19 protein-coding genes and 2 tRNA genes are annotated in these 23,428 nt (G+C 71.2%); 9 read left to right on the top strand and 12 right to left on the bottom strand.

The features are described from left to right. Positions 1 to 90: 90 nt before the first annotated feature. On the top strand, positions 91 to 1,593 hold the full coding sequence (locus tag AB0B90_RS20710) for a M28 family metallopeptidase (RefSeq protein ID WP_362924115.1): 1,503 nt from the start codon (positions 91 to 93) through the stop codon (positions 1,591 to 1,593). Positions 1,594 to 1,863: 270 nt separating this feature from the next. On the opposite strand, the gene AB0B90_RS20705 is transcribed toward AB0B90_RS20710, so the two are convergent. Next, the gene (locus AB0B90_RS20705) at positions 1,864 to 2,496 is read right to left on the bottom strand and encodes a disulfide bond formation protein DsbA (RefSeq protein WP_350942891.1); all 633 of its coding nucleotides are present in this window, start codon (positions 2,494 to 2,496) and stop codon (positions 1,864 to 1,866) included. A 206-nt stretch (positions 2,497 to 2,702) separates the two neighbouring features. Here AB0B90_RS20705 and AB0B90_RS20700 point away from each other — a divergent pair, with 206 nt between their 5' ends. From AB0B90_RS20700 to AB0B90_RS20680, 5 genes are all read left to right on the top strand, one after another. Continuing rightward, complete coding sequence (locus AB0B90_RS20700) at positions 2,703 to 3,533, top strand: undecaprenyl-diphosphate phosphatase (protein ID WP_350942890.1); 831 nt, start codon at positions 2,703 to 2,705, stop codon at positions 3,531 to 3,533. Between the two features lie 206 nt (positions 3,534 to 3,739). Next, positions 3,740 to 6,631, top strand: a complete 2,892-nt coding sequence (locus AB0B90_RS20695; RefSeq protein WP_362924112.1) for an ATP-dependent helicase C-terminal domain-containing protein — start codon at positions 3,740 to 3,742, stop codon at positions 6,629 to 6,631. A 182-nt stretch (positions 6,632 to 6,813) separates the two neighbouring features. After that, the gene (locus tag AB0B90_RS20690; protein WP_362924110.1) at positions 6,814 to 7,665 is read left to right on the top strand and encodes an SPFH domain-containing protein; all 852 of its coding nucleotides are present in this window, start codon (positions 6,814 to 6,816) and stop codon (positions 7,663 to 7,665) included. Then, a complete protein-coding gene (locus tag AB0B90_RS20685) occupies positions 7,658 to 7,855 on the top strand; it encodes a hypothetical protein (protein ID WP_326635151.1) in 198 nt (65 codons plus the stop codon). The genes AB0B90_RS20690 and AB0B90_RS20685 overlap by 8 nt, the downstream gene beginning before the upstream one ends. A gap of 47 nt (positions 7,856 to 7,902) precedes the next feature. After that, positions 7,903 to 9,309 (top strand): amidase, encoded by a 1,407-nt coding sequence (locus tag AB0B90_RS20680; protein WP_362924108.1) that lies wholly within the window; start codon positions 7,903 to 7,905, stop codon positions 9,307 to 9,309. 182 nt (positions 9,310 to 9,491) lie between these two features. Here the strand turns inward: AB0B90_RS20680 and AB0B90_RS20675 are convergent, their stop codons facing one another. From AB0B90_RS20675 to deoC, 3 genes are all read right to left on the bottom strand, one after another. Then, the gene (locus AB0B90_RS20675; protein ID WP_350942886.1) at positions 9,492 to 10,466 is read right to left on the bottom strand and encodes an aldehyde dehydrogenase family protein; all 975 of its coding nucleotides are present in this window, start codon (positions 10,464 to 10,466) and stop codon (positions 9,492 to 9,494) included. Positions 10,467 to 10,648: 182 nt separating this feature from the next. Then, complete coding sequence (locus AB0B90_RS20670; RefSeq protein ID WP_350942885.1) at positions 10,649 to 12,076, bottom strand: aldehyde dehydrogenase family protein; 1,428 nt, start codon at positions 12,074 to 12,076, stop codon at positions 10,649 to 10,651. A gap of 9 nt (positions 12,077 to 12,085) precedes the next feature. Continuing rightward, on the bottom strand, positions 12,086 to 13,024 hold the full coding sequence (deoC, locus tag AB0B90_RS20665; protein WP_350942884.1) for a deoxyribose-phosphate aldolase: 939 nt from the start codon (positions 13,022 to 13,024) through the stop codon (positions 12,086 to 12,088). Between the two features lie 307 nt (positions 13,025 to 13,331). On the opposite strand from deoC, the gene AB0B90_RS20660 reads away from it, so the two are divergent. The 3 genes from AB0B90_RS20660 (at position 13,332) to AB0B90_RS20650 (ending at position 18,024) form a co-directional block, all read left to right on the top strand. Next, a complete protein-coding gene (locus AB0B90_RS20660) occupies positions 13,332 to 14,642 on the top strand; it encodes a HAMP domain-containing sensor histidine kinase (RefSeq protein ID WP_362924106.1) in 1,311 nt (436 codons plus the stop codon). 219 nt (positions 14,643 to 14,861) lie between these two features. Continuing rightward, on the top strand, positions 14,862 to 15,023 hold the full coding sequence (locus AB0B90_RS20655; protein ID WP_350942882.1) for a hypothetical protein: 162 nt from the start codon (positions 14,862 to 14,864) through the stop codon (positions 15,021 to 15,023). A gap of 124 nt (positions 15,024 to 15,147) precedes the next feature. Beyond that, positions 15,148 to 18,024 (top strand): AAA family ATPase, encoded by a 2,877-nt coding sequence (locus tag AB0B90_RS20650; protein ID WP_362924104.1) that lies wholly within the window; start codon positions 15,148 to 15,150, stop codon positions 18,022 to 18,024. A 94-nt stretch (positions 18,025 to 18,118) separates the two neighbouring features. Here the strand turns inward: AB0B90_RS20650 and AB0B90_RS20645 are convergent, their stop codons facing one another. From AB0B90_RS20645 to AB0B90_RS20610, 8 genes are all read right to left on the bottom strand, one after another. Beyond that, the gene (locus AB0B90_RS20645; RefSeq protein ID WP_350942880.1) at positions 18,119 to 18,688 is read right to left on the bottom strand and encodes a TMEM165/GDT1 family protein; all 570 of its coding nucleotides are present in this window, start codon (positions 18,686 to 18,688) and stop codon (positions 18,119 to 18,121) included. 263 nt (positions 18,689 to 18,951) lie between these two features. Beyond that, positions 18,952 to 19,989, bottom strand: coding sequence for a UDP-N-acetylmuramate dehydrogenase (locus AB0B90_RS20640; protein ID WP_362924102.1), 1,038 nt, complete (start codon positions 19,987 to 19,989; stop codon positions 18,952 to 18,954). 41 nt (positions 19,990 to 20,030) lie between these two features. After that, entirely contained in the window at positions 20,031 to 21,287 is a 1,257-nt protein-coding gene (locus AB0B90_RS20635; protein ID WP_362924100.1) for a glycosyltransferase family A protein, read from the bottom strand. A gap of 293 nt (positions 21,288 to 21,580) precedes the next feature. Continuing rightward, positions 21,581 to 22,009 (bottom strand): MaoC family dehydratase, encoded by a 429-nt coding sequence (locus AB0B90_RS20630; protein ID WP_350942877.1) that lies wholly within the window; start codon positions 22,007 to 22,009, stop codon positions 21,581 to 21,583. A gap of 1 nt (position 22,010) precedes the next feature. After that, complete coding sequence (locus AB0B90_RS20625; protein ID WP_350942876.1) at positions 22,011 to 22,457, bottom strand: MaoC family dehydratase N-terminal domain-containing protein; 447 nt, start codon at positions 22,455 to 22,457, stop codon at positions 22,011 to 22,013. A gap of 314 nt (positions 22,458 to 22,771) precedes the next feature. Continuing rightward, on the bottom strand, positions 22,772 to 22,936 hold the full coding sequence (rpmG, locus tag AB0B90_RS20620) for a 50S ribosomal protein L33 (RefSeq protein WP_030921771.1): 165 nt from the start codon (positions 22,934 to 22,936) through the stop codon (positions 22,772 to 22,774). Between the two features lie 79 nt (positions 22,937 to 23,015). Next, positions 23,016 to 23,089: transfer RNA gene (locus AB0B90_RS20615), tRNA-Met, on the bottom strand. Between the two features lie 210 nt (positions 23,090 to 23,299). Further along, a tRNA-Thr gene (locus AB0B90_RS20610) sits at positions 23,300 to 23,372 on the bottom strand. Between the last annotated feature and the right edge of the window lie 56 nt (positions 23,373 to 23,428).

Genomic DNA, 23,428 nt, shown 5'->3' with positions numbered 1-23,428 from the left:
GCAAGCGCACCACCACGCTGTACGGCGCGCACCCGCCACGGGTGCGCGCCGCTCGGGGACCCCCCACACCCCTCAAACCCGAGGAGCATGATGCGCAGTCTGTGGACCATGGGCATGGCGGCGATCCTGGCCATCCCGTTGGCGTTCACCGCACCATCGGCGTCGGCCGCCGTCCCACCGGACATCTCGCTGACCGCCGTGAAGGCACACCTCACACAGCTCCAGTCCATCGCAGGCGCCAACGGCGGCAACCGCGCCCACGGCCGCCCCGGCTACCTCGCCTCGGCGAACTACGTCAGGGGCCTGCTGGACGGCGCGGGATTCACCACCTCCCTGCAGTCGTTCACCTACAACGGCGCGACCGGGTACAACGTCATCGCCGACTGGCCCGGTGGCGACCCGAACGACATCCTCATGGTCGGCGCCCACCTCGACAGCGTGACCGCCGGACCCGGCATCAACGACAACGGCTCCGGCAGCGCCGCCATCCTGGAGACCGCCCTCGAGGTCTCCCGCCAGTCGCTGGCGCCCACCAAGCACCTCCGCTTCGCCTGGTGGGGCGCGGAGGAGCTGGGCCTGCGCGGCTCCCAGTACTACGTGAACAACCTCTCGGCCACCGAGCGCGCCAAGATCAAGGGCTACTACAACTTCGACATGGTCGGCTCGCCCAACGCCGGTTACTTCATCTACGACGGCGACAACTCCGACGGCGTCGGCTCGGGCCCCGGCCCGGCGGGTTCCGCGCAGCTGGAGGCGACGCTCCAGGCGTACTTCACCTCGATCGGCGTCGCCACCCGGGGCACCGACTTCGACGGCCGCTCCGACTACGGGCCCTTCATCGCCGTCGGCATCCCCGCGGGCGGCACCTTCACCGGCGCCGAGGGCGTCAAGTCCAGCGCCCAGGCCACCCTCTGGGGCGGTACGGCGGGGCAGGCGTTCGACCCCTGCTACCACCGGGCGTGCGACACGACGTCCAACATCAGTGACACCGCGCTGAACCGCAACGCCGACGCCATCGCCTACGCGGTGTGGACGACCGCGACCGCCGTACCTCCGACGGTCGTCTGGCAGGACACCTTCGAGACCTCGACCGGCTGGACGACCAACCCGTCGGGGACCGACACCGCCACCTCGGGCCAGTGGGAGCGCGGCGTCCCGCAGGCCACCAACTCCAGTGGCGCCAAGCAGCTCGGCACCACCGTGAGCGGCACCAACGACCTGGTCACCGGCAGGCTCGCGGGTTCCGCGGCCGGCGACTACGACGTCGACGGAGGCATCACCAGCGTCCGCTCCCCGGCCGTCGCCCTGCCGTCGACCGGGACGCTCAAGCTCGCCTTCTCCTGGTATCTCGCGCACGGCTCCAACTCCTCAAGCGCCGACTACCTGCGCGTGAAGGTCGTCGGCTCCACCACCACCCAGGTGTTCCAGCAGCTCGGTGCGGCCTCCAACCGCAACGGCGCCTGGGGTACGGCGGACGTCGACATCTCCGCCTTCGCGGGGCAGAGCGTCCGGATCCTGGTCGAGGCCGCCGACGCCTCGGGCGCCTCCCTGGTGGAGGCCGGGGTGGACGACGTCAAGGTGACCCGCCAGTGAGCGGGGCGGTGACCCGGCGGCAGTAGACGAGACCGGGTGCGGCCCGCGCCTTCCCCCTCCACGGGCCGTCCGGATCGCCTCCGGACGGCCCGCCACGCGGGTCGCACCCCTCCCGGGTCTCGTGGACGACCTCTCGCGGCCCCTTTCGAACGAACCGCCCTCGAACGAATCGCCTTCCGACGAACCTCGAACGAACCGCCCTCGAACGAACCGACCTCGAACGAACCGGCGTCCGCGGGCGGGAAACCCGCGTTCCGGGGCGAACCCCCGTCAGTCCGAATCGTCGAGCCGGGGTTTCTCGTGCGCGGTGCCCTTGAGCTCGTGGAAGCCCGGGGTTCCCGCCACGAGCAGCGTCCCGTCCCACAGGCGGCCCGCCTGCTCGCCGACGGGAATCCGGGAGATCACGGGGCCGAAGAACACGACGCGCCCGCCACCGGTGGCGGGGCCGGTGGCGGCGACCACCGGGGTGCCGACGTGCTCGCCGATCAGGCCGATGCCCTCCGCGTGCGAGGCGCGCACCGCCTCGTCGTAGGCCGTCGACATCCCGGCCTCGGCCAGTTCCGGCGGCAGGCCCGCGGCGGCGAGGGAGTCGTGCAGGGCGCCGGCCCAGTCCTGCCCACGAGCGCGGCCGACGGTCCACATCGCGGTGTACAGCCTCCCGAGCGCCTCCTGCCCGTACTCCTGTCGTACGGCCTCGCAGACGCGCACGGGAACCCAGAGGTATCCCTCCGTGTCGCCCTCGGGATCCTCGTCACGGCCCTCGTTGAGCACCGCCAGGCTCATCACGTGCCGGCGCACCTCGACCGGCCGCACCCTCTCCACCTCCACCAGCCACCGGGAGGTGATCCAGGTGTACGGGCAGGAGGGGTCGAACCAGAAGTCCGCGATCGTCTTGATCGTCATTCCCAGCCCTCCGATCGTCGTCCTCGGACGACGCCCGAGTACTGTGCCACCCTCGCCGAACGGCGCTCAGGAGCCAACTCGACTCGCCATGTGATCTTCGTTGGCCCCCCACTCGGCAGTGCCCTGAACGACCCGTGTCACACCGGCCCCGCTGCTCCGCTAGCCTCGCGTAGGTTACCCACGCGCAGGCACGGAAGGTGCTTCAAGTGATCAGCTGGTTCGAAGCGGTGGTCCTCGGGCTGATTCAGGGATTGACGGAGTTTCTGCCGATCTCCTCCAGTGCCCACATCAGGGTCGCGTCGGCGTTCTTCGGCTGGCCGGACCCGGGGGCCGCGTTCACCGCGGTCATCCAGCTCGGCACCGAGGCCGCGGTGCTGATCTACTTCCGCAAGGAGATCTGGGAGATCATCTCCACCTGGACGCGCTCCCTGTGGACCCCCGGCCTGCGCGGCCACCACTCCGCCCGGATGGGCTGGTACGTCATCGTGGGCACCATCCCGATCGTGGTGCTCGGCCTGCTCTTCAAGGACTCCATCGAGGGTGCCTTCCGCGACCTGCGGCTGATCGGCACGACGCTGATCGTCTTCGGCCTGGTCCTGTGGTTCGCCGACCACACCGCCCGCAACAAGCTCACCCTGGAGCGGAACCTCAGCTTCACCCACGCCATGATCTACGGCTTCGCCCAGTCGCTCGCTCTCATCCCCGGGGTGTCCCGCTCCGGCGGCACGATCAGCGCCGGGCTGCTGCTGGACTACCGCAGGGAGGAGGCCGCGAAGTACTCCTTCCTGCTGGCCATCCCGGCCGTGCTGGGCTCGGGCTTCCTGGAGCTGTTCAAGATCGGCGACGGCAGCGCCCCCGACTGGGGGCCCACGATCCTGGCCACCGTGATCTCGTTCGTCGTGGGCTATCTGGCGGTCTCGTGGTTCCTGAAGTACATCAGCACCCACCGCTTCACCGGCTTCGTGATCTACCGGATCGCCCTCGGGATCATCATCATCGCCCTGGTGAGCTTCGGAATCCTCGACCCGTCGGCCTAGCGGCCCGAAGGCGACCCCCGGGGAGTCGCCTTCGGTCTCCCCTCGTCCCGCGGCTCGCCAGCACTCGTTGTCGGCGACGACCCAGTGGCCACCGGTCCGCCTGAGGCCGTGCGTGACGAGGACGTTCCACAGGCCCAACGCGTCGTCGGACCCGTTGGCGTAGGTGGGGCGGCCTGACCGATGGCGGACTCGGGGACACTGGACGGGTGCGTTCCGACTCCTCCGGCCTGCCCGTACGTCACGTCCTGCCCGAGTTGCTCGCGGCGCTGGACGGGCGGGGCGTCGCCGTGCTCACCGCTCCCCCTGGCACAGGCAAGACCACGCTCGTCCCGCTCGCGCTCGCCGGGCTCCTCGACGGCTCGGGACCGAAGCGGGTGATCGTGGCCGAGCCGAGGCGGATGGCGGTGCGGGCGGCGGCGAAGCGGATGGCGTGGCTGCTGGAGTCCGAGGTGGGCGCGGAGGTCGGGTTCTCGATACGCGGCGAGCGCAGAACCGGTCCGAGGACGGTCGTCGAGGTCGTCACCACCGGAGTGCTGTTGCAGCGGCTCCAGCGCGACCCCGACCTCGAGGGCGTGCATACGGTCCTGCTGGACGAGTGCCACGAGCGCCACCTGGACGCCGACACCGCGCTGGCGTTCCTCCTCGACGTCCGTGCCACGCTCCGCCCCGACCTGCGGATCGTCGCCACCTCCGCCACCGCCGACGCCGCCCCCTGGGCCCGCCTCCTCGGCTCCCCCGGCGCTCTCCCACCGTCCGGCGGCACCGATGGCCCCCACCCGTCCGATACCCCGGGCGACCCCGCCGGCTCCGACGCCTCCCGCGACCCCGGCGACCTCGGCGGCCCCGACACCTTCCGCGACCTGGGCGGTCCCGGCGATCCCGCGCCGATCGTGCACGCCTCCGGGACCATGCATCCGGTCACGCCCGTCTGGGTGCCGCCCACCGGGACCGTCGCACCGCCCCACGGCATGCGGGTGGACCCGGCGTTCCTCACCCATGTCGCGGCCGTCGTACGGCGTGCGCTGGCAGAGCACGAGGGTGACGTGCTCTGCTTCCTGCCCGGTGTCGGCGAGATCGGCCGGGTGGCCGCGATGCTCCCCGGCGTCGACGTCCTCCAGGTGCACGGTCAGGCCCCGGCCCGGGTCCAGGACGCGGTCCTGTCCCCGGGGGACGGCAGAAGAGTGGTGCTCGCCACCTCGGTCGCCGAGTCGAGCCTCACCGTGCCGGGCGTGCGGATCGTGGTCGACTCCGGCCTGGCGAGGGAGCCCCGCACCGATCATGCCCGCGGTCTCGGTTCGCTCACCACCGTCCGCGCCTCCAGGGCCTCGGCCACCCAGCGGGCGGGGCGGGCGGGCCGTGAGGCGCCCGGCGTGGTCTACCGGTGCTGGTCGCGGGCCGAGCACGACCGGCTGCCCGAGCACGCGCGGCCCGAGATCGCACTCGCCGACCTGACCGGCTTCGCCCTCCAGGTCGCCTGCTGGGGCGACCCCTCGGCCACCGGCCTCGCCCTGCTCGACCCGCCACCGCCCGCCGCGATGGACGCCGCCCGCCGCACCCTGTACGCCCTGGGCGCGCTGGACTCCCCCGCCACCCCGCGGACGCCGGGCGGGCCGGAGCGCTCTTCGGGCCCCCCTCCCGGCGGCCGGGTGACCGACCGGGGACGACGAATGGCCGGGGTCGGGGTCCACCCGCGCCTGGCACGTGCCCTGATCGACGCGGGGACGGACACCGGCGCGGACGGTATCGACGCCGGCCCCCGGGCCGCCGAGGTCGTGGCACTGCTGTCGGAGCAGCTGCCGAGGGACGCGGGCGACGACCTGGTGGCGATCTGGCGCTCCGCGCGCCAGGGCGGCGACGGCTTCTCCGCCCGGTGGCGCCAGGAGGCGAGTCGCCTGGCCCGAGCCGTACCCGCCACCGACCGGCACCGGGGGCGAAAACCCGCCGACGCCGGTGCCGTCCGGCCGGGAAAAGGCGATGCCGCGGGAAGACCCGCGAGAAGCGGCGGCGCCGAGGCGGCCCGCGCCGGCAGCGCCACATCCACCGGCGCCACGTCCACAAGCGGCACATTCACCGGCGCCACGTTCACGGGTGCCACGTCCAAGGGCACCACGTTCACGGGTGCTCCGACGGCCGGGGGCGACGACGCCGTGGCCGGGATCGTCGTGGCGCTCGCCTACCCGGAGCGGGTGGCGCGGCGGCGCGGCGGGTCGTACCTGATGGCCTCGGGAACGGCCGCCGAACTGCCGCGCGGGTCACGGCTGGGGACGGCGGAGTGGCTCGCGGTCGCGGTCGCGGACCGGCCCGCCGGAGCGGCGTCGGCGAGGATCAGGCAGGCGGTGGTGATCGACGAGGAGATCGCCAGGCTCGCCGCGGCCTCCCTGTACGTCTCCGGCGAGGAGATCACCTGGCATGTGCCGCCGGGAGAGCGGCGCGGAGACGTGTCGGCGCGCCGGGTGGAACGACTGGGCGCGATCGAGCTGTCCAGCGGCGCGCTCCGCGACGCCGACGTGCGGCCCGCCGTCCTGGAGGGCCTGCGCTCCGAGGGCCTGTCGATACTGCGCTGGACTCCCGAGGCCGTGGCCCTGCGCGAGCGGCTCGCCTTCTGCCGCCGTACGCTCGGCGACCCCTGGCCCGCGACGGACGACGACGCGCTGATCGAGGCGGCCGATCGCTGGCTGGAGCCCGAGCTGTCGCGGGCCCGCCGCCGGTCCGACCTGGAGCGTCTCGACGTGGTCTCCGCCCTGCACCGCCTGGTCCCGTGGAACGCACGGCTGGCGGAGACGGCCCCCGAGCGGGTCGAGGTGCCGAGCGGGTCACGGATCAGGATCGACTACTCGGGAGAGCGGCCGGTGCTCGCGGCCAAGCTGCAGGAGTTGTTCGGCTGGACCGAGACCCCGCGCGTCGCGGGAGTCCCGCTCGTGATCCACCTGCTCTCCCCCGCGGGCCGCCCGGCCGCCGTCACCGCCGACCTCGCCTCGTTCTGGCGCGAGGGCTACCGCGCGGTCCGTGCCGAGCTCCGCGGCCGTTATCCCCGGCATCCCTGGCCGGACGACCCCATGTCGGCCACCGCCACCCGCCGCACCAACCCGCGACGCTGACACGGCGCCGACCCGGAGCAGCGGGCACGATCGCCCGGCACACGCCTCCTCACCTCCCGTACCGGCCGGGCAACCGCTCCCGGCGCTCCCGGCGGCAAGCCGGAAACCTCGCCCGGCGACCCGCGCGGACGGCCTTCGTGAGCTATCGTAGTGATATCACTTCGATAGCAAAGGTGGCGTACATGGAACGACGTGCTTTCCGGGCGAGCGGATTCGGCGTCCTGATCGGGCTCCTGGCGCTCGGGGCCGTCCTGGCCTGGGCCGGGTGGGCGGCGGGGGAAACGGGGCTGATCGCCGCGGCGACCGGGTGGGGGGTCGTCGCGATGGTCGTGGCCACCGGATTCACGGTGATCAACCCGAACGAGGCGAAGGTCGTGCAGTTCTTCGGCCGTTACGTCGGGACCGTGAACCAGGCCGGGTTCCAGTGGGTGCTGCCGTTCACCAGCAAGGCACGTGTCACCCTCCGGGTGCGCAACTTCGAGACGACCAAGCTCAAGGTGAACGACGCCGACGGCAACCCCGTGGAGATCGCCGCCGTCGTCGTCTACAAGGTCTCCGACACCGCCAAGGCGACGTTCTCCGTGGACGACTACGAGCAGTACGTGGCGATCCAGTCCGAGGCCGCCGTCAGGCACCTGGCCACCAGTCACCCGTACGACGCCCACGAGGAGGGCCGTACCAGCCTGCGCGACGGCGCCGAGGTGGCCGCCGAGCTCACCACCGAGCTGAGCGACCGCACACAGCTCGCCGGGGTGGAGGTGCTGGAGGCGCGGATCACCCACCTCGCCTACGCTCCGGAGATCGCCCAGGCGATGCTGGTCCGGCAGCAGGCCGCCCAGGTGGTCGCGGCGCGCACCCACATCGTCGCCGGCGCGGTCGGCATGGTCCAGCTCGCACTGACCAAACTACGGGAGGATGAGGTGGTGGAACTCGACGAGGAGCGCAAGGCGCAGATGGTCTCCAACCTGCTGGTCGTCCTCTGTGGTGACAAGGCGACGCAGCCGGTGGTCAATGCCGGCAGCCTCTATGGCTGAGCGCAAGAAGATCCTGCTGAGGCTCGACCCGGCCGTCTACGAGGTGATCGCCAAATGGGCGGCCGACGACCTGCGAAGCGTCAACGCCCAACTGGAGTACGCACTCCGGTTGGCGCTCAAGGCGGCGGGGCGCGAGCCCCGGCGGGGCGAGCGGAATAACACCGACGAGCCGGACAAGTCATCTGATTGAGATGTAGGACGCTTCCCCTGGCGGACTCGCCGGACCACACTCGGTGCATGTCGTGGGTGGGAAGTTCCGCAGTGGAGATCGCGGATGCCGTGCGACGGGGGAAGGTCACGGCACCCGTGGTGGTCGCCGAGCACCTCGACGCCATCGCCGAGCGTGACGGACGCGTCGGGGCGTTCCGCGTGGTCCTCGCCGAACGGGCGCTGGCCGAGGCACGGGTCCTGCAGGAGCGGGAGGACCTCGCCGGGCTGCCGCTCGCCGGGGTGCCGATCGCGGTCAAGGACAACGTCGCGGTCGGGGGTGAGACGTCGCGCAACGGTTCCGCGGCGACGCCCGACGTGGCCGCGCAGGAGGATCATCCGGTGGTCGCCAGGCTCAGGGCGGCGGGCGCGGTGGTCGTCGGCATCACCAACGTGCCCGAGCTGTGCCTGGCCGGGGTCACCGACAGCGTGTACGGCGTCACGCGCAACCCGTGGGACCTGAGGCGCACCCCCGGCGGCTCCTCGGGAGGCAGCGCGGCGGCCGTGGCCGCGGGGATGGTCCCGCTCGCCCACGGCGCCGACGGGCTGGGCTCGCTGCGCATCCCGGCCGCCTGCTGCGGCCTGGTCTCGATCAAGCCCGGGCAGGGGGTGGTCCCACCGCCCGAGCACAACTGGTACCGGATGTCGGAGAACGGGCCGATGGCCACGACCGTCGCCGACCTCGCCCTCGCCCTCGCCGTCATGGCGGGTGACATGTCGCTGGCGACGCCCGACGAGAGCGAGGCCCTCGGCGTGGGCCGCGCCATCGACGACTATCCGGGCGGGCTCACCCTGTCGGATCCGCCACGGCTGCGGATCGCGGTCGCGCCGATGCCGCTGCCGCCGGGTTTCTCGGTGGACGCCGAGTTCCAGCGGGCGGTGACCGGGGCGGCGGAGGTCCTGGGCGCGGCGGGGCACACCGTGGTGGAACACACCGAACGGATGTCCCTGCGGCTCGGTGCCGCCGCAGTGACCACCTGGTTCGCGTGCGCCGCCGGCGACGTCGAAGGGCTCGAACCGCGCGGACTGGAGCGGCGCACCCGGTCCCTGGCGAGGGCCGGCCGGCTGCTCTCCAAGGTCGGGGCGGACGGCGCGACGGGCCGCGACCGCTGGCGCGCCTACGGGGCGGACCAGTGGTTCGGCAACGCCGACGTGCTCGTCACCCCGACACTCGCCGCCGTACCGCCGCCCGCCGAGCGCTGGGGCCGCCGAGGGCTCCTCGCCAACGCCCGCGTCAACCTCGTGTACGCGCCCGCCACGGCGGCGTGGAACATGGCCGGCTGGCCCGCCATGAGCGTCCCGTACGGCAGGCACTCCACCGGCACGCCGATCGGTGTCCAGCTCGTCGCGGCCCCCGGCGGCGAGGCGCAACTCCTCGCCCTGGCCGGGCAGCTCGAGGCCGCCCGGCCGTGGACCCGCCACGCCCCGCTCACCTGAGAGCCCTGGAACCTCTCGCCTCACGCCCCTTCACGTGACAGCGGCTCGTCTGACGTCCCTTCACGTGACAGCGGCTCGCTTGACGGCTCCTCGCCGGGCGGCAGCCCCTCTGACGGCCGCTCGTCCCCGTCGGCGAGCCCTCCGGACGGACTCCTCGCCCGATGACGGCTCGCCGACGGCGATCAGACTCCGGTGGGGTGCCAGACCGTCTTGGTCTCCAGGAAGGCCGTGAGGCGCCTGGTGCCGGGGTCGGCGGACCAGTCGGTCGCGGCGGGGCGGAAGACGCGCTTGAGGTTCTCCGCCGCCGCCTCCTCGCACGCGACCGCGAGGCTCTCGTCGGCGACCCCGGTGAGGTCGAGGGCGTTCACGTCCATGTGCGCGGCCAGCCAGGGGGCGATCTCGGCGACCGAGCCGGTGAGGATGTTCACCACCCCGCCGGGCAGGTCCGAGGTGGCCAGCACCTCGGCCAGGGTGATCGAGGGCAGCGGGGCGCGCTCGCTCGCGATCACCACGCAGGTGTTGCCCGTGACGATCACCGGGGCGATCACCGAGACGAGCCCGAGCAGCGGCTCGTCGGGGGCGACCACCGCGACCACGCCGGTCGGCTCGGGCGAGGAGAGGTTGAAGTAGGGCCCGGCGACCGGGTTGGCGGACCCGGCTATCGCAGCGATCTTGTCGGACCATCCCGCGTACCAGACCAGCCGGTCGACGGCCGCGTCCACGACCTCCCCGGCCTTCTTCGTCCCGGTCTCCGCCAGCTCCGCGACGAACTGGGCCCGGCGGCCCTCCAGCATCTCGGCGACGCGGTAGAGGATCTGCCCCCGGTTGTACGCCGTCGCGCCCGACCAGCCGCCGAACGCCTTGCGCGCTGCCGTCACCGCGTCGCGGGCGTCCTTGCGCGAGGCCTTGGACGCGTTGGCGAGGAAGTCGCCCCTTGAGGAGGCCACGGCGTAGGACCTTCCGCTCTCGGAGCGCGGGAACGCCCCGCCGATGTACAGCTTGTACGTCTTGCGCACGGCGAGCCGTGCGGGCCCGCCGCCCTCGCCCGCACGGGAGGAAGCCGTGCGCTCTCCTGTGGCGTCACCCGCGCGCTCTTCCGCGGCGTCACCCGCCCGCTTGCCGGCCCGTGCCCGGCTCGGCCTCTCCGCCTTACTCATTTCCCAGCCCTCTCCACGTGCTCTCCTGCTGTGCCAGCCGGGCCGGCACGAAGATCTGACCGCAGCGGCTCACCCCGCACCGGTGGGCGAACCAGCCACGCGGCTCCGGCCGTCCCGCGCGGGCGAAGCCGTGGCCTCTGGTGCTCTGGACACGCCGGCGGCGACGCCTGCCCCGGTGATGTTCACACATCGAGATACGCCTCCAGCCCGTGCCGGCCGCCCTCGCGTCCGTACCCGGACTCCTTGTAGCCGCCGAACGGCGAGGTGGGGTCGAAGCGGTTGAAGGTGTTGGACCAGACGACGCCGGCGCGCAGCCTGCTCGCCATCCACAGGATGCGCGACCCCTTCTCCGTCCACACCCCCGCCGACAGGCCGAACGGGGTGTTGTTCGCCTTCTCCACCGCCTCCGCCGGGGTACGGAAGGTCAGCACGGACAGTACGGGGCCGAAGACCTCCTCGCGGGCGATCCGGTGCGACTGCGCGACACCGGTGAAGATGGTCGGCGGGAACCAGAAGCCCTTGTCGGGCAGCGAGCAGGCCGGGGACCAGCGTTCCGCGCCCTCCGCCTCCCCGAGGTCGGACAGCTCACGGATCTTGGCGAGCTGGGCCGCGGAGTTGATCGCGCCGATGTCGGTGTTCTTGTCGAGCGGGTCGCCCAGCCGCAGGGTGCCGAGCCGCCGCTTCAGCGCGTCGAGCAGCTCCGTCTCGATCGACTCCTGCACCAGCAGGCGGGAGCCCGCGCAGCAGACGTGGCCCTGGTTGAAGAAGATCCCGTTCACGATGCCCTCGACGGCCTGGTCGAGCGCGGCGTCCTCGAACACGATGTTCGCGGCCTTGCCTCCGAGCTCCAGCGTGACCTTCTTGCCGGTGCCCGCGACCGACCTCGCGATCTGGCGGCCGACCTCGGTGGAGCCGGTGAAGGCCACCTTGTCGACGTCGGGGTGGTTCACCAGGGCGGCGCCGGTCTCGCCCGCGCCGGTCACGATGTTGACCACGCCGGGCGGCAGGTCGGCCTGCGCGCAGATCTCCGCGAACAGCAGCGCGGTCAGCGGGGTGGTCTCCGCGGGCTTGAGGACGACGGTGTTGCCGCAGGCGAGCGCGGGGGCGATCTTCCACGCGAGCATGAGCAGCGGGAAGTTCCACGGGATGACCTGGCCGGCCACCCCGAGCGGGCGCGGTCCTGGGCCGTACCCGGCGTAGTCGAGCTTGTCGGCCCAGCCCGCGTAGTAGAAGAAGTGGGCCGCGACGAGGGGCAGGTCCACGTCGCGGGACTCGCGGATCGGCTTGCCGTTGTCCAGCGACTCCAGCACGGCCAGCTCGCGCGAGCGCTCCTGGATGATCCGCGCGATCCTGAACAGATACTTGGCCCGCTCGGAGCCGGGCATCGCCGACCAGACGCCGAACGCCTTGCGCGCGGCCTGGACCGCCCGGTCGACATCGGCCTCCGTGGCCCAGGCGACCTCCGCGAGGACCTCCTCGGAGGCGGGGTTGACGGTCTTGTTGCGGTTCTCGCCCTGGGAGTCGACCCACTCGCCGCCGATGAACAGGCCGTAGGACGGCCTGATGTCGACGACGCCACGCGACTCGGGCGCCGGTGCGTACTCAAACATGTGAACGCCTTAGTCGAGGGTGAAGTAGTCGGGACCCGCGTATCTGCCGGTGGTCATCTTCTGGCGCTGCATCAACAGGTCGTTGAGGACGCTGGAGGCGCCGAGCCGGAACCAGTCGGGGCTGAGCCAGCCGTCGCCGACGGTCTCGTTGACCAGGACGAGCATCTTGATCGCGTCCTTGGTGGTCTTGATGCCGCCCGCGGGCTTCACCCCGACCTTGCGGCCGGTCGCGGCGAGGAAGTCGCGGACCGCCTCCAGCATGATCAGCGTCACCGGGAGGGTCGCGGCGGGCTGGACCTTTCCCGTGGAGGTCTTGATGAAGTCGCCCCCGGCCAGCATGGCCAGCCAGGACGCGCGGCGCACGTTGTCGTACGTGGACAGCTCGCCGGTCTCCAGGATCACCTTCAGGTGGGCGGTGCCGCACGCGGCCTTGATCGCGACGATCTCCTCAAAGACCTTGAGGTAGTCGCCCGCGAGGAACGCGCCCCGGTCGATGACCATGTCGATCTCGTCGGCACCGGCCGCCACCGCGAGGGTGGTGTCGGCGATCTTGACGTCGAGCGAGGAACGCCCGCTGGGGAAGGCGGTCGCGACGCTGGCCACCTTGACGCCGGAGCCCTTCAGCGCCGCCACCGCCCCGGCGACCATGTCGGGGTAGACGCACACCGCGGCCACCTTGGGCACGGAGGGGTCGGCCGGGTCGGGGTGGACGGCCTTGGCGCACATCGCGCGGACCTTACCCGGGGTGTCGGCCCCCTCCAGGGTCGTCAGGTCCACCATGCCGATGGCGAGGTCGATGGCCTGGGCCTTGGCGGTGGTCTTGATGGATCGGGTGCCGAGCATCGCGGCGCGCTGGTCGGCGCCCACGCGGTCGACGCCGGGCAGGCCGTGCAGGAAGCTTCGCAGCGTGACGTTGGACGCGGCCACGTCGTTGAGCGAGGTCGTCATAGTTGACACCTCTCCAGCATGCCTACTGGTGTGATTACTTCCAAACTGGACCCTGCCCAGCGGCCTTGTCGGTTTTCGTCAACTTCCGCCGACCGGCCCGCACGAGAGCCGGCACCGCCGCCCCTCCCCGCCCCGCGAACCCCTGATGGCTTTAGCCAAATTTGTCCTATGTCATGACATAGATCTTGGACTTCCGCTTTCGTGCCTGTATGCAGGTGAACAGGCAAACATGGCGGGGGATTCGTTTATGTGGCCCTTTGGGGGCGATTGCTCGATCCGGGCGCGCTTCACAGTCCTTGCAGCGGTGGTGTCCCTGATCGTCTTCACCGTGATCGCGGTAGGTCTCGACATCATGATCCGTAATGAGATCCGCGACGACATATTCCGCGAGACGCAGCGGGTGGCGATCGAGTGGATCGCGTCGATGAAGCCTGGCCTTCCTCCGGCCGCGGTACCGAGCACCGAGGTCAATCTCCTGCAGCTCGTCGACTCACGTGGCCGGGTGGTGTCGGCCAGTCCCGCCGCCGCGGGGAGGCCGCCGCTCAGCACCGTCCGGCCGCCCCACGACGACCGCATCCTCCACCTCACCGAGTGCTCCCCCACCGGCTGCGTCCTGGTCACCGCCACCCGGGTCTCCCCACAGGAGGCCCGCTTCGTGTGGAACGGCGACTCTCACGTCGTCTACGCGGGAGTGGCCGAGCCTCCCGCGCTGGCCACGCACATCCTGGAGATCGGCACACTGACCGCGGCCCTGCTCACCACCGCCTTCACCACCTGGATGGTCTGGGCACTGGTCGGGCGGACACTACGGCCGGTGGAGGCGATCCGCGAGAGAACGTCGGAGATCGGCGTCGGCGACCTGAGCATGCGGGTGCCGGAACCGCCCTACGACGACGAGATCGCCCGGCTGGCGCGCACGGTCAACGAGACCCTGGCCCGGCTGGAGAAGGCGGTGGGACAGCAGCGGCACTTCGCCTCCATCGTCTCCCACGAGCTCAAAACCCCGGTGGCCGGCCTTCGGATACAGCTCGAAGAGGCCGTGCTGTACCCGGACCGCGTCGATCAGGGCGAGGTGATCCAAGCGGGCCTTGCGACGACGGAACGGCTCCGAGCCCTGATCGACGACATCCTGATCTTCGCCCGGATCCGCACGGTCGCTCCCGCCCCTCCCGAACCGGTCGACCTCGGGACGCTGGTGTACGAGGAACTGATCACCACGACACGGCCTGTGCCGGTGCGCACCCGGGTGAGGAACGAGGTGACGGTCCTCGGCAACCGCGTCCAACTCGGCGAGATTCTCAACAACCTGGTCGTCAACGCCCAACGGCATGCCAGAACCGGCGTCGAGGTCAGCGCCGAGCGCAGGGGTGACCAGGCGGTGGTCACGGTGAGCGACGACGGGGACGGCATCGCCCCGGAGGCCCGCGAACGGGTCTTCCAGCCCTTCGTACGACTGAGCGACGGGCGGCACAGGGATCCCACCGGCAGTGGGCTCGGCCTCGCCATCTCTCGCGCGATCGCCGCCGACCACCACGGGACACTGGAGATCGAGGACAGCCCGCGAGGCGCGCGCTTCGTCCTCCGGCTGCCGCTGCTCGGGCGTGACGTCACAGAGTGACTCCGGCTGCCGCCGCTCCAGCCTGGCGTCACAGCCTGAAACCCTCCGGTCACAGCACTAGGCAGTATCGGCACGGGACGGGCCCCATCTAGGTAGTGCCGCGGCGAGAAGTGCCCGGGAGATAGGACATCCTCCCGATGTGGGACCGGGGGCCTTAGGACGAATCTTGAGTCTGTAAGGAAAGCGTGCCGCGAGGCGCCCCATCAGAAAGGAACCCTCATGGGTCCCGAGTTCCACCTTGAGATGATCGCCCACCGGACCGCCGAGCTCCGCGAGGAGGCCGACGACTACCGCCGCGCCCGTGAGGCGGAGGAGGACAGGAAGGCCCACTCCTCGGAGAAGCGCCGCGGGGGCCTCTTCAGCAAAATCATTCCGGCATGACCCCGTCCCGAGAGCCCGGCCGCTCCCCCTCGCCCGGCCGGGCCTCCCTGCCTCCCTGACTCCCCGATTTCACCGAGCGAAAAATGAGGAGATCGCACCTTTAAGGCATGACATGCTGGCAGACATGGTGGGTCGGGCGGTAAGCCCCATCTTCGTGGGGCGGGAGAGGGAACTCGCGGACCTGGCCGAGGCGTTCGAGCAGGCCCGGAAGGGCGCGGCGGTGACCGTGCTGCTCGGCGGCGAGGCGGGTGTCGGCAAGTCACGCCTGATCGGGTGTTTCGCGGAGCGGGCCACGGCCGACGGCGCCCACGTGCTCAACGGGGGCTGCGTGGAGCTGTCGACCGAGGGCCTCGCCTACGCGCCGTTCACCGCGGCGATCCGCCAGTTCGTCCGCGAGTGCGGCGTCGAGAAGGTCGCGGCCCTGCTGCCCGAGGGAGGGACGCGCGACCTGGCCAGGTTGCTCCCCGAGTTCGGTGAGCCGAGCGGCGACACCGAGAGCGACACCGCCCGCGCGCGCCTCTTCGAACAGATCCTCACCCTGCTGGAACGGCTCGCCGAGCGCCACCCGGTGATCCTCCTCATCGAGGACGTCCACTGGGCCGACAGCTCCAGTCGCGACCTGATCGCCTTCCTCAGCCGGAACCTGCGCACCGCTCCCGTGCTGATGGTCCTCACCTACCGCTCCGACGAGCTGCACCGCCAGCACCCGCTCAGGCCGGTGCTCGCCGAACTCAGCCGGCTGGACGGGGTCCTCCGGCTGGACCTGCCCCGGCTCACCCAGTCGGAGGTGGCCGCCCAGATGGCCGGCATCCTCGGCAGCGCCCCCGAGTTCGCCCAGGTCGACCGGGTCTTCCAGCGCAGCGAGGGCATCCCGCTGTTCGTCGAGGCGCTGATGGAGTGCGGCGGCGACTGCACCTTCCCCGACTCCCTGCACGACCTGATCATCGGCTCCGTGGAGCGGCTCCCGGAGGAGACCCAGCGGGTGCTGCGCGTCGCCGCCGCGGGCGGCATCCGGGTGAGCCACGCCCTGCTCGTCGCGGTCAGCGAGCTGTCGGACGTCGAACTCGACGACGCGCTGCGCACCGCGATCGCGGCCAACGTGCTGCAGGTCGCCGACGGCCGCGCCTACGTCTTCCGGCACGCGCTGATCCGCGAGGCCGTACACGACGAGCTCCTGCCCGGCGAGCACGTACGGCTGCACGCCCGCTTCGCCGAGGAGATCGGCAGGGACCGCACGCTGGTCCCTCCCGGCCGGGCCGCCATCGAGATCGCCCACCACTGGCACGCCGCCCGCGACGACCTCTGGGCCCTCATCTCCGCCTGGGAGGCGGCGGGCAAGGCCGCCAACACCTTCGCCTACAAGGAGATGATGCAGCTGCTGGAGCGGGTGCTGACGCTGTGGGGCAAGGTTCCCGACGCCGCCGAGCGCATCGGCGTGGACCACACCACCGTCCTGGAGCACGCCGCCGAGGCCGCGAGCGCGTGCGGAGAGGTCGAGCGGGGCGGCAAGTTCGTCAAGGCCGCGCTGAACGAACTCGACGAGCGGACCGAACCCGCGAGGGTGGCGAACCTGGTCGTCCGCAGATCGCAGTTCAGGAAGTCCAAGCGGCGCCCCGGGGTGCTCGACGATCTTCGCTACGCCGAGCGCCTCGTCCCGGAACCGGGGCTGGAACGCGCCGAGGTGCTGTCCAAGCTGGGCTCGTACCTCATATTCAGCGGCGAGCTGGAGGAGGGGACGGCGCACACCGAGGAGGCGCTGCGGATCGCGCGCGAGTACGGCGAGGAGACCCTGGAGGCGGAGCTGCTGCTCAACCTCGCGCTGGGCCACTCGATCGCGGGGCGCCTCGACGTCACGATCGAACTCAACGAGACCGCGAAGGCGATCGGCGAGCGCGTCGAGTCCGGCCGCAGCGTCCTGCGCGCCATCGCCAACAACGTGGACGCGCTGAACAACATGGGCCGCTCCACCGAGGCGATCGAGCTCGCGCTCGAAGGGGAGCGGCTCGCGAGGAAGTACGGCCGCCACCGTGACCAGGGCACGTTCATCGCCAACAACCGGGCCGAGGCGCTGGAGGCGCTGGGCAGGTTCGACGAGGCCGCCCAGCTCGTCGAGCGGCTCCTCGGCGCGGACCCCACCCTGCGCACCCGCCACCACCTGCGGCGGATCCGCGGGGACGTGGCGATCGCCCGCGGCGAGACGGACGTGCTCAGAGCCGTCCTGGACGAGGTGGGCGCCTTCGGCAACGCCCCCGAGGAGTTCATGCAGGAGCTGACGGCCAACGCCCGGCTCATGATCGGCCTGCACCTGCTCAGCGGGGAGCCGCTGGCCGCGCTGGAGGTCGCCGAGCGCGTCACCCTCGAGGCGCAGATCACCAGCAAGCCCATGCTGGGCTGGCGGGTGCTCGGTCTGCTCGGCGGGGTCTGCGAGACGGCCGAGGCGCTCGCGCCCGAACGGGTGGCGGCGCTGCACGCCCACGTCGAGAAGGCGAGGGAGGCGATGACCGTGGACAGTCCCGTCGCCGAGGCATACCGGCTCGGTCTCGTCCGCGACCACGACGCCGCGGCCGCCGCCTGGGAACGGCTGGGACGCCCCTTCCTGCGGGCGAAGTCGCTGCTCCTCGGCGGGCGGACGACGGCCGGCGCCGGTGACCGCGACGGTGCCGCGTCCCGGCTGCGCGTGGCCCACCCGATCGCCGTGGCGCTCTCCGCCCGGCCGCTCGCCACCGAGATCGAGGCGCTCGCCCACCGGATCGGGATCTCCCTCACCGAGCAGGCCGGAGACACCGGGCGGGCAAGAGGCTCCGAGCCGCCGCTCACCCCGCGCGAGCTGGAGGTGCTCCGGCTGGTCGCCCAGGGCAGGTCCAACCGCGAGGTCGCCGTCGAGCTGTTCATCTCGGCGAAGACCGTGAGCGTCCACGTCTCCAACATCCTCGGCAAGCTGGGTGTCTCCACCCGTGGCGAGGCGGCCGCGGCCGCCCACCGCCTCGCCCTGATCGGCTGACCCCTCACCCGCCGCCGCTGACGCTTCACCCGTCGCCTCGCCCTGATCCCCCTGCTTCACCGCCGCCGACCACACGCGGTCGTACCGGCTCCGATCAGGCGAACAGCGGTTCGAGCAGCAGGATCACACCGAAGACGGCGAAGGCCGCGGCGGCGCCGTACCGGATGATCTTCTCCGGCAGGTGCTTGCCGAGCATCCGGCCGACCACGATGGCGAGGGCGTCCGCGGCGACCATGCCCACCGTCGAGCCGATCCAGGTGCCGAACCAGCCGTACTGGGTGGCGAGGGTGATGGTCGCGAGCATCGTCTTGTCCCCCAACTCGGCGAGGAAGAAGGCGACGGTCACGGCGATGATCGCCGACCGGGTGGTGCGCTGTGCCTTCTGCGACTCCTCGTCGGTCAGCTCGTCCCCGCGCAGCGTCCACAGCGCGAAGCCCAGGAAGGCGATGCCCGCGATGATCGTGATCGCCGTGGTGGGGAGAAAGTCGCCGACCAGCCCGCCCAGGGCGACGCTGAACAGGTGGACCACCGCGGTGGCCAGGGTGATTCCGGCGAGGACCGGCCACGGCTTGAACCGGGTGGCGAAGGTCATCGCCATGAGCTGGCTCTTGTCGCCGAGTTCGGCCACGAAGATCACAGCAAGACTGATCCAGAACGCTTCCAACGAAGGTGCCCTTCCCGCGTACGCAGCCGGGCGGAAGGGGATACCCGGGGAGTTTCGGGCACGTCTTCGGCCCGGCGGCATCCAGTTAATGCCTGCCAGGCCGAAGGTCTCGTCCGCCGCGAAGCCGGGCCGAACCGGCCGGATCCGAGGCCCGCGCGACCGGGCGCCTCAGGCGCCAGCATGTCGATCACGCGATTGGGACTACTCCCCTTCGGGTCTTTCCATCAGACCATAGCAGCAGAAATCGAATGCCCATTCCCCGCTCAGAGCCGGGTGCCGACCATCACGGGCTCGTTGACCAGGGTGACGCCGAACTTCTCCAGGACGCCGTCCCGCACCTCCCGGGCGAGGTCGAGGAGTTCCTCCGTCGAGGCCGTCAGCTCCGGATTCGTCATGGCGAGGGTGTGCTTGGTGGAGATGCGGGCCGGGCCGCGCCGGTAGCCCTTCGGGAACCCGGCGTTCTCGATCAACCACGCCGCCGGGACCTTGACCGCCCCGTCCCGCATGTCCCAGCGGGGAAACCCCGGCGCCCGCGACTCAAGCTCGGCGGCCTGCGCCGCGGCGAGCACCGGGTTGGTGAAGAACGACCCCGCGCTGCGGGTGTCGGGGTCGGCGGCGTCCAGGACCATGCCCTTGCCCGCGCGCAGCTCCAGCACCGCCGCACGGGCCTGGGCGAGCGGCACCCGCTCGCCCAGGGCGACACCGAGCCGGGAGGCCAGCTCCCGGTAGGCGACCGGGCCGGACAGCGCGTCCCCGGCCAGCTCGTAGGTGACCGCGAGCACGACGTATCGCCCCAGATCATCCTTGAACGCGCTGTGCCGGTAGGCGAACCCGCACTCCCGCGCGGTCAGGTCCCGCACCTCACCGGCCCGGCGGTCGTAGACGCGGACGGCGGTGATCGTCTGGGAGACGTCCTGCCCGTAGGCTCCGACGTTCTGGATCGGCGTGGACCCGACCAGCCCGGGAATGCCGGAAAGGCACTCCACACCCGACCGGTCCTCCCGCACCGCGCGCTCGACCAGGGCGTCCCAGTCCTCGCCCGCCTGCGCGGTGACCAGGTCCCCCTCGATCTCGACCCCCCGGGAGGCGACGCGCACGACCAGGCCGTCGAAGCCCGCGTCGGAGACGACCAGATTGCTGCCGCCCCCCAGCACGAGCACCGGCTCGCCCGCCCGGTCGGCCGCCGCCACCAGCTCGACGATCTCCTCGGACGACCCCGCCTCCACGAACGCCCCGGCCGGTCCCCCCAGCCCCAGCGTCGTGTACGGCGCCAGCCGTACCCCCGCCACCCGCTCCGTCATGCGCTTCCCCACCCGCCACCCGGCCGAAATCCGCGACCAGCCTACGGGGAGCGCAGCAGCTTCAGCACCCGGTCATAGGTCCGCCGGGACTCCCTGTCGCGATATTCGGGGTCCGCGCCGTCGTCGCGGCGGTGCCGTTCCTGACGGACCGGGAGATCCTTTCCCAGGGCGACGAGCGTGCCGGGCAGCCTGAGCGAGAACTCCAGGTCGGCGTTGCGGTAGTAGCGGGCGTCGGCGGGGAACCCCCCGGCGGCGAGCGCGGTGTCACGCCTGATCGCGAACAGGTGGCCGAGCAGCCCCCGGACCTCGCCCGGCTCGGCCTCCAGCCATTCCCTGTCGTCCTCGCGGGGGTTCACGCCCTTCCACCCGGCCGCGGTCACATCGTCGTCCAGCGCCTTGACCAGCGGGGTGACGGCGTCGCCCTCCAGGATCACGGAGGTGTCCATCACGACGTGCACGTCCGAGGTGTCGAGACGCAACAGCTTGTCCCTGCTCTCACCCCATCCCGCGGAGCCTCCCCTCCAGTGCGGCGACTCGGCCACGTGCCAGGACTCCACCCTGCGGGGAAACTCTTCGGCCAGCTCCTCCAGGACCTCTCCCGCGCCGTCCACGTTTCCCAGGTCGAGGGCGAGGATCCTCGCCTCCGTACGGGCGACCAGGGCGCGTACGCACTCGCGAAGCTCGTCGGGGTGGCCGTCGACGAGCAGCGCGACGGTCACCGTCGGCCGCGCCTCCGATGGCTCCTCGGCGTCGGCCGGCGGAGCGATCGACTCGTCGAGCCGGGAGATCGACAGGCTGGCGTCCCACAGCAGCTGGGAGGAGACCGTCCGCTCGGGGTGGCCGTCGAGATCGTCGGTCCGGCCGACCAGCTCCGAGCCCTCGGGCCTCTGCTGGGGCGCCGCCTCGGTCTCGGCGACCCGCTCGGCGTCCAGGTCGCCGAGTCGGCCGGGGTCGCGTCCGGGGTCGGCGACCTCGGCGACCCGCCCCGGATCCGCGGAGTCTTCCCGCCCCGCGGCGTCCCCGCCATCCCCGGCGTCGACCCGTCCCTCGGTCGTGGCGGCGTCCGGCTCCCCTGCCGAACCGTCCCGCGCCGCCCCCTCGGGCAGGGCACTCACCGTGGGCCACACCTCGAAGGAGGGAGAGGGGATGAGCTCGAAGCCGTCGGCGGTGTCCCGGACGAGCCAGCCCTCGCTTCTGATCTCGTCACGGAGCGCGTCGGCGGTGGCGTGGTCCCGCTCGGCTCGCGCCTTGGCCCGCCGCTCGGCGAGGCCGGTCACGTTAGGAGGTACTTCGCTCATGCTGGGGAGCTACCCCGAGACAGGAGGAAGATTCGGCCCCTGCCCAGGAGCATGCCGTGAACCACGGGCCGTTCCCGTGAACCACGGACTCCGCCGGTGAAACACGGACCCTGTCGGTGAAACACGATCCGTGCTCGTGGATCACGAGCCGAACCGTCACGAGCCGATGAGCCGCGTCCCGAACCGGCACGGACCGCATCCGGTGAATCCCGGGCGGAGCCACGCCGTATGAGACCGGCCAGGCCAGGCCTGGCCATGCCGTGCAGGGCGGGACCGCGCCCGTGCCGGGGCGCCTACGACAGCTGGACCACCGCGCGGGCCTTGGAAAGGACCCGGGAGTCGTTGGACTTCGCGGTCAGGGCGACCACCACGCGCTTGTCCTCGAGCTTCTCCTCGATGAGCCCGCTCACCGTGATGACGGCACCCTGCTCGTCGTCGGGGACGACCACCATGGAGGAGAAGCGCACCCCGTAGTCGACGACCGCGCCGGGGTCGCCCGCCCAGTCGGTGACGAACCGGCCGCCCTGCGCCATGGTGAACATGCCGTGCGCGATGACGTCGGGGAGCCCGACGGTCTTGGCGAACCGCTCGTTCCAGTGGATGGGGTTGAAGTCGCCCGAGGCCCCGGCGTACATCACCAGGCTGGCTCGGCGCACCGTGTATTCGGCGGGCGGGATCTGCTGGCCCGTCTCGACCTCGTCGTACTTGACCGTCGCGGCCATGTCAGCCCGCCCCTCCACGCTCGACGATGGTGTTGTAGGTCGTGCACACGGGCTCACCGTCGACGGTGCTGACGTCGCTCTTGACGGTGATCAGCTCGTTGCGGCCGACGCTGCGGATGTCGGTCACGGTGGAGACGCTCACCAGCTCGTCCCCGGCGTGGATCGGCCGCCGGTACTCGAAGCGCTGCTCGCCGTGGACCACCATGGCGAGGTTCAGGCCGAGCTCGGGGTCGGTCAGGATCGTCCCTCCGACCAGGCTGAACACGATGGGGAAGGTCGGCGGCGCGATCACGTCGGGGTGCCCGGCGGCCTGGGCCGCCTCCCTGTCCCGGTAGATCGGGTTGTCGTCCCCGATCGCCGTCGCGAACTCTTTGATCTTCACGCGACTGACCTCGTACGGCGAGGAGGGCGCGGACGCCCGCCCGACGAAGTCACGGTTCAGGGCCATCGTGCTCCTTTGCGGATACCGACGCGACGAGACCGGTCCGTGGACCGGAGTGGAAGCGAGACACTAACAGAACAAGATTCCAAAGCGTGCCCCCGGCCCCCGCCCGGACCTCGGCCGGCCACCTGGAAGTGTGCCACCAGCAAACCTAGCCCGGCTCGCCCTCCCGCAGGTTCTCTTCCCCGGTCAACGCCCGCGGGAGAAAACTGTACGGATACGACAAACCGGCGCCTCGTTGGAGGACGCCGGCTTTCGTGGAGTGTGTGCGTGCCGATGAAGCACTCATCTCCCGCCCACGGCGGAAGGCTTCGCGCAGACTAGCGAGTCTCGCGGTGCGCCTGGTGCGTCTTGCAGTTGGGGCAGTACTTCTTCAGCTCAAGCCGATCCGGGTCGTTACGCCGGTTCTTCCGCGTGATGTAGTTGCGGTGCTTGCACTCCTGGCAGGCCAGCGTGATCTTCGGCCTAACGTCGGTGGCAGCCACTTGGGAGTGCCTTTCTACGTTCTGGACAGTGGACAACCCACGACAGGACTTCTCTGGTGGGAGAAGCCCCTGTGGGTAGTAGCGGAGGCCGGACTTGAACCGGCGACACAACGATTATGAGCCGTTTGCTCTGCCTGGCTGAGCTACTCCGCCTTGAGGCCGACGAAATCGACCGACCCCGCAAGGATACCCGACCCGCAGAGTGCCTGCGTACTTGTGCAGGTCAGGGCGACCTCTTCTGGGTTGCCCCAGTATGCCCGCTCGCGTGTCAGGAACCTTGAGTATTTTCTGGCTCGCCTTTGCTTGTTTAAGGCCAACCAAGCCGAAAGCCCTAACCGGGAGGTTAGGGCCTTTAGGCTGTTGAGCCCCTTTACGGAATCGAACCGTAGACCTTCTCCTTACCATGGAGACGCTCTGCCGACTGAGCTAAAGGGGCCTGTCCGTGTCGCTCTCGCTTGCGGACAGGTGTAACCATACACGGCTCCGCAGCGG

The organism is Streptosporangium sp. NPDC049078 (genome assembly GCF_040648855.1).
GTDB lineage: Bacteria > Actinomycetota > Actinomycetes > Streptosporangiales > Streptosporangiaceae > Streptosporangium.
The sequence above is the reverse complement of the archived record's forward strand: the minus strand, read 5'-3'. Positions and strand labels throughout refer to the sequence as shown.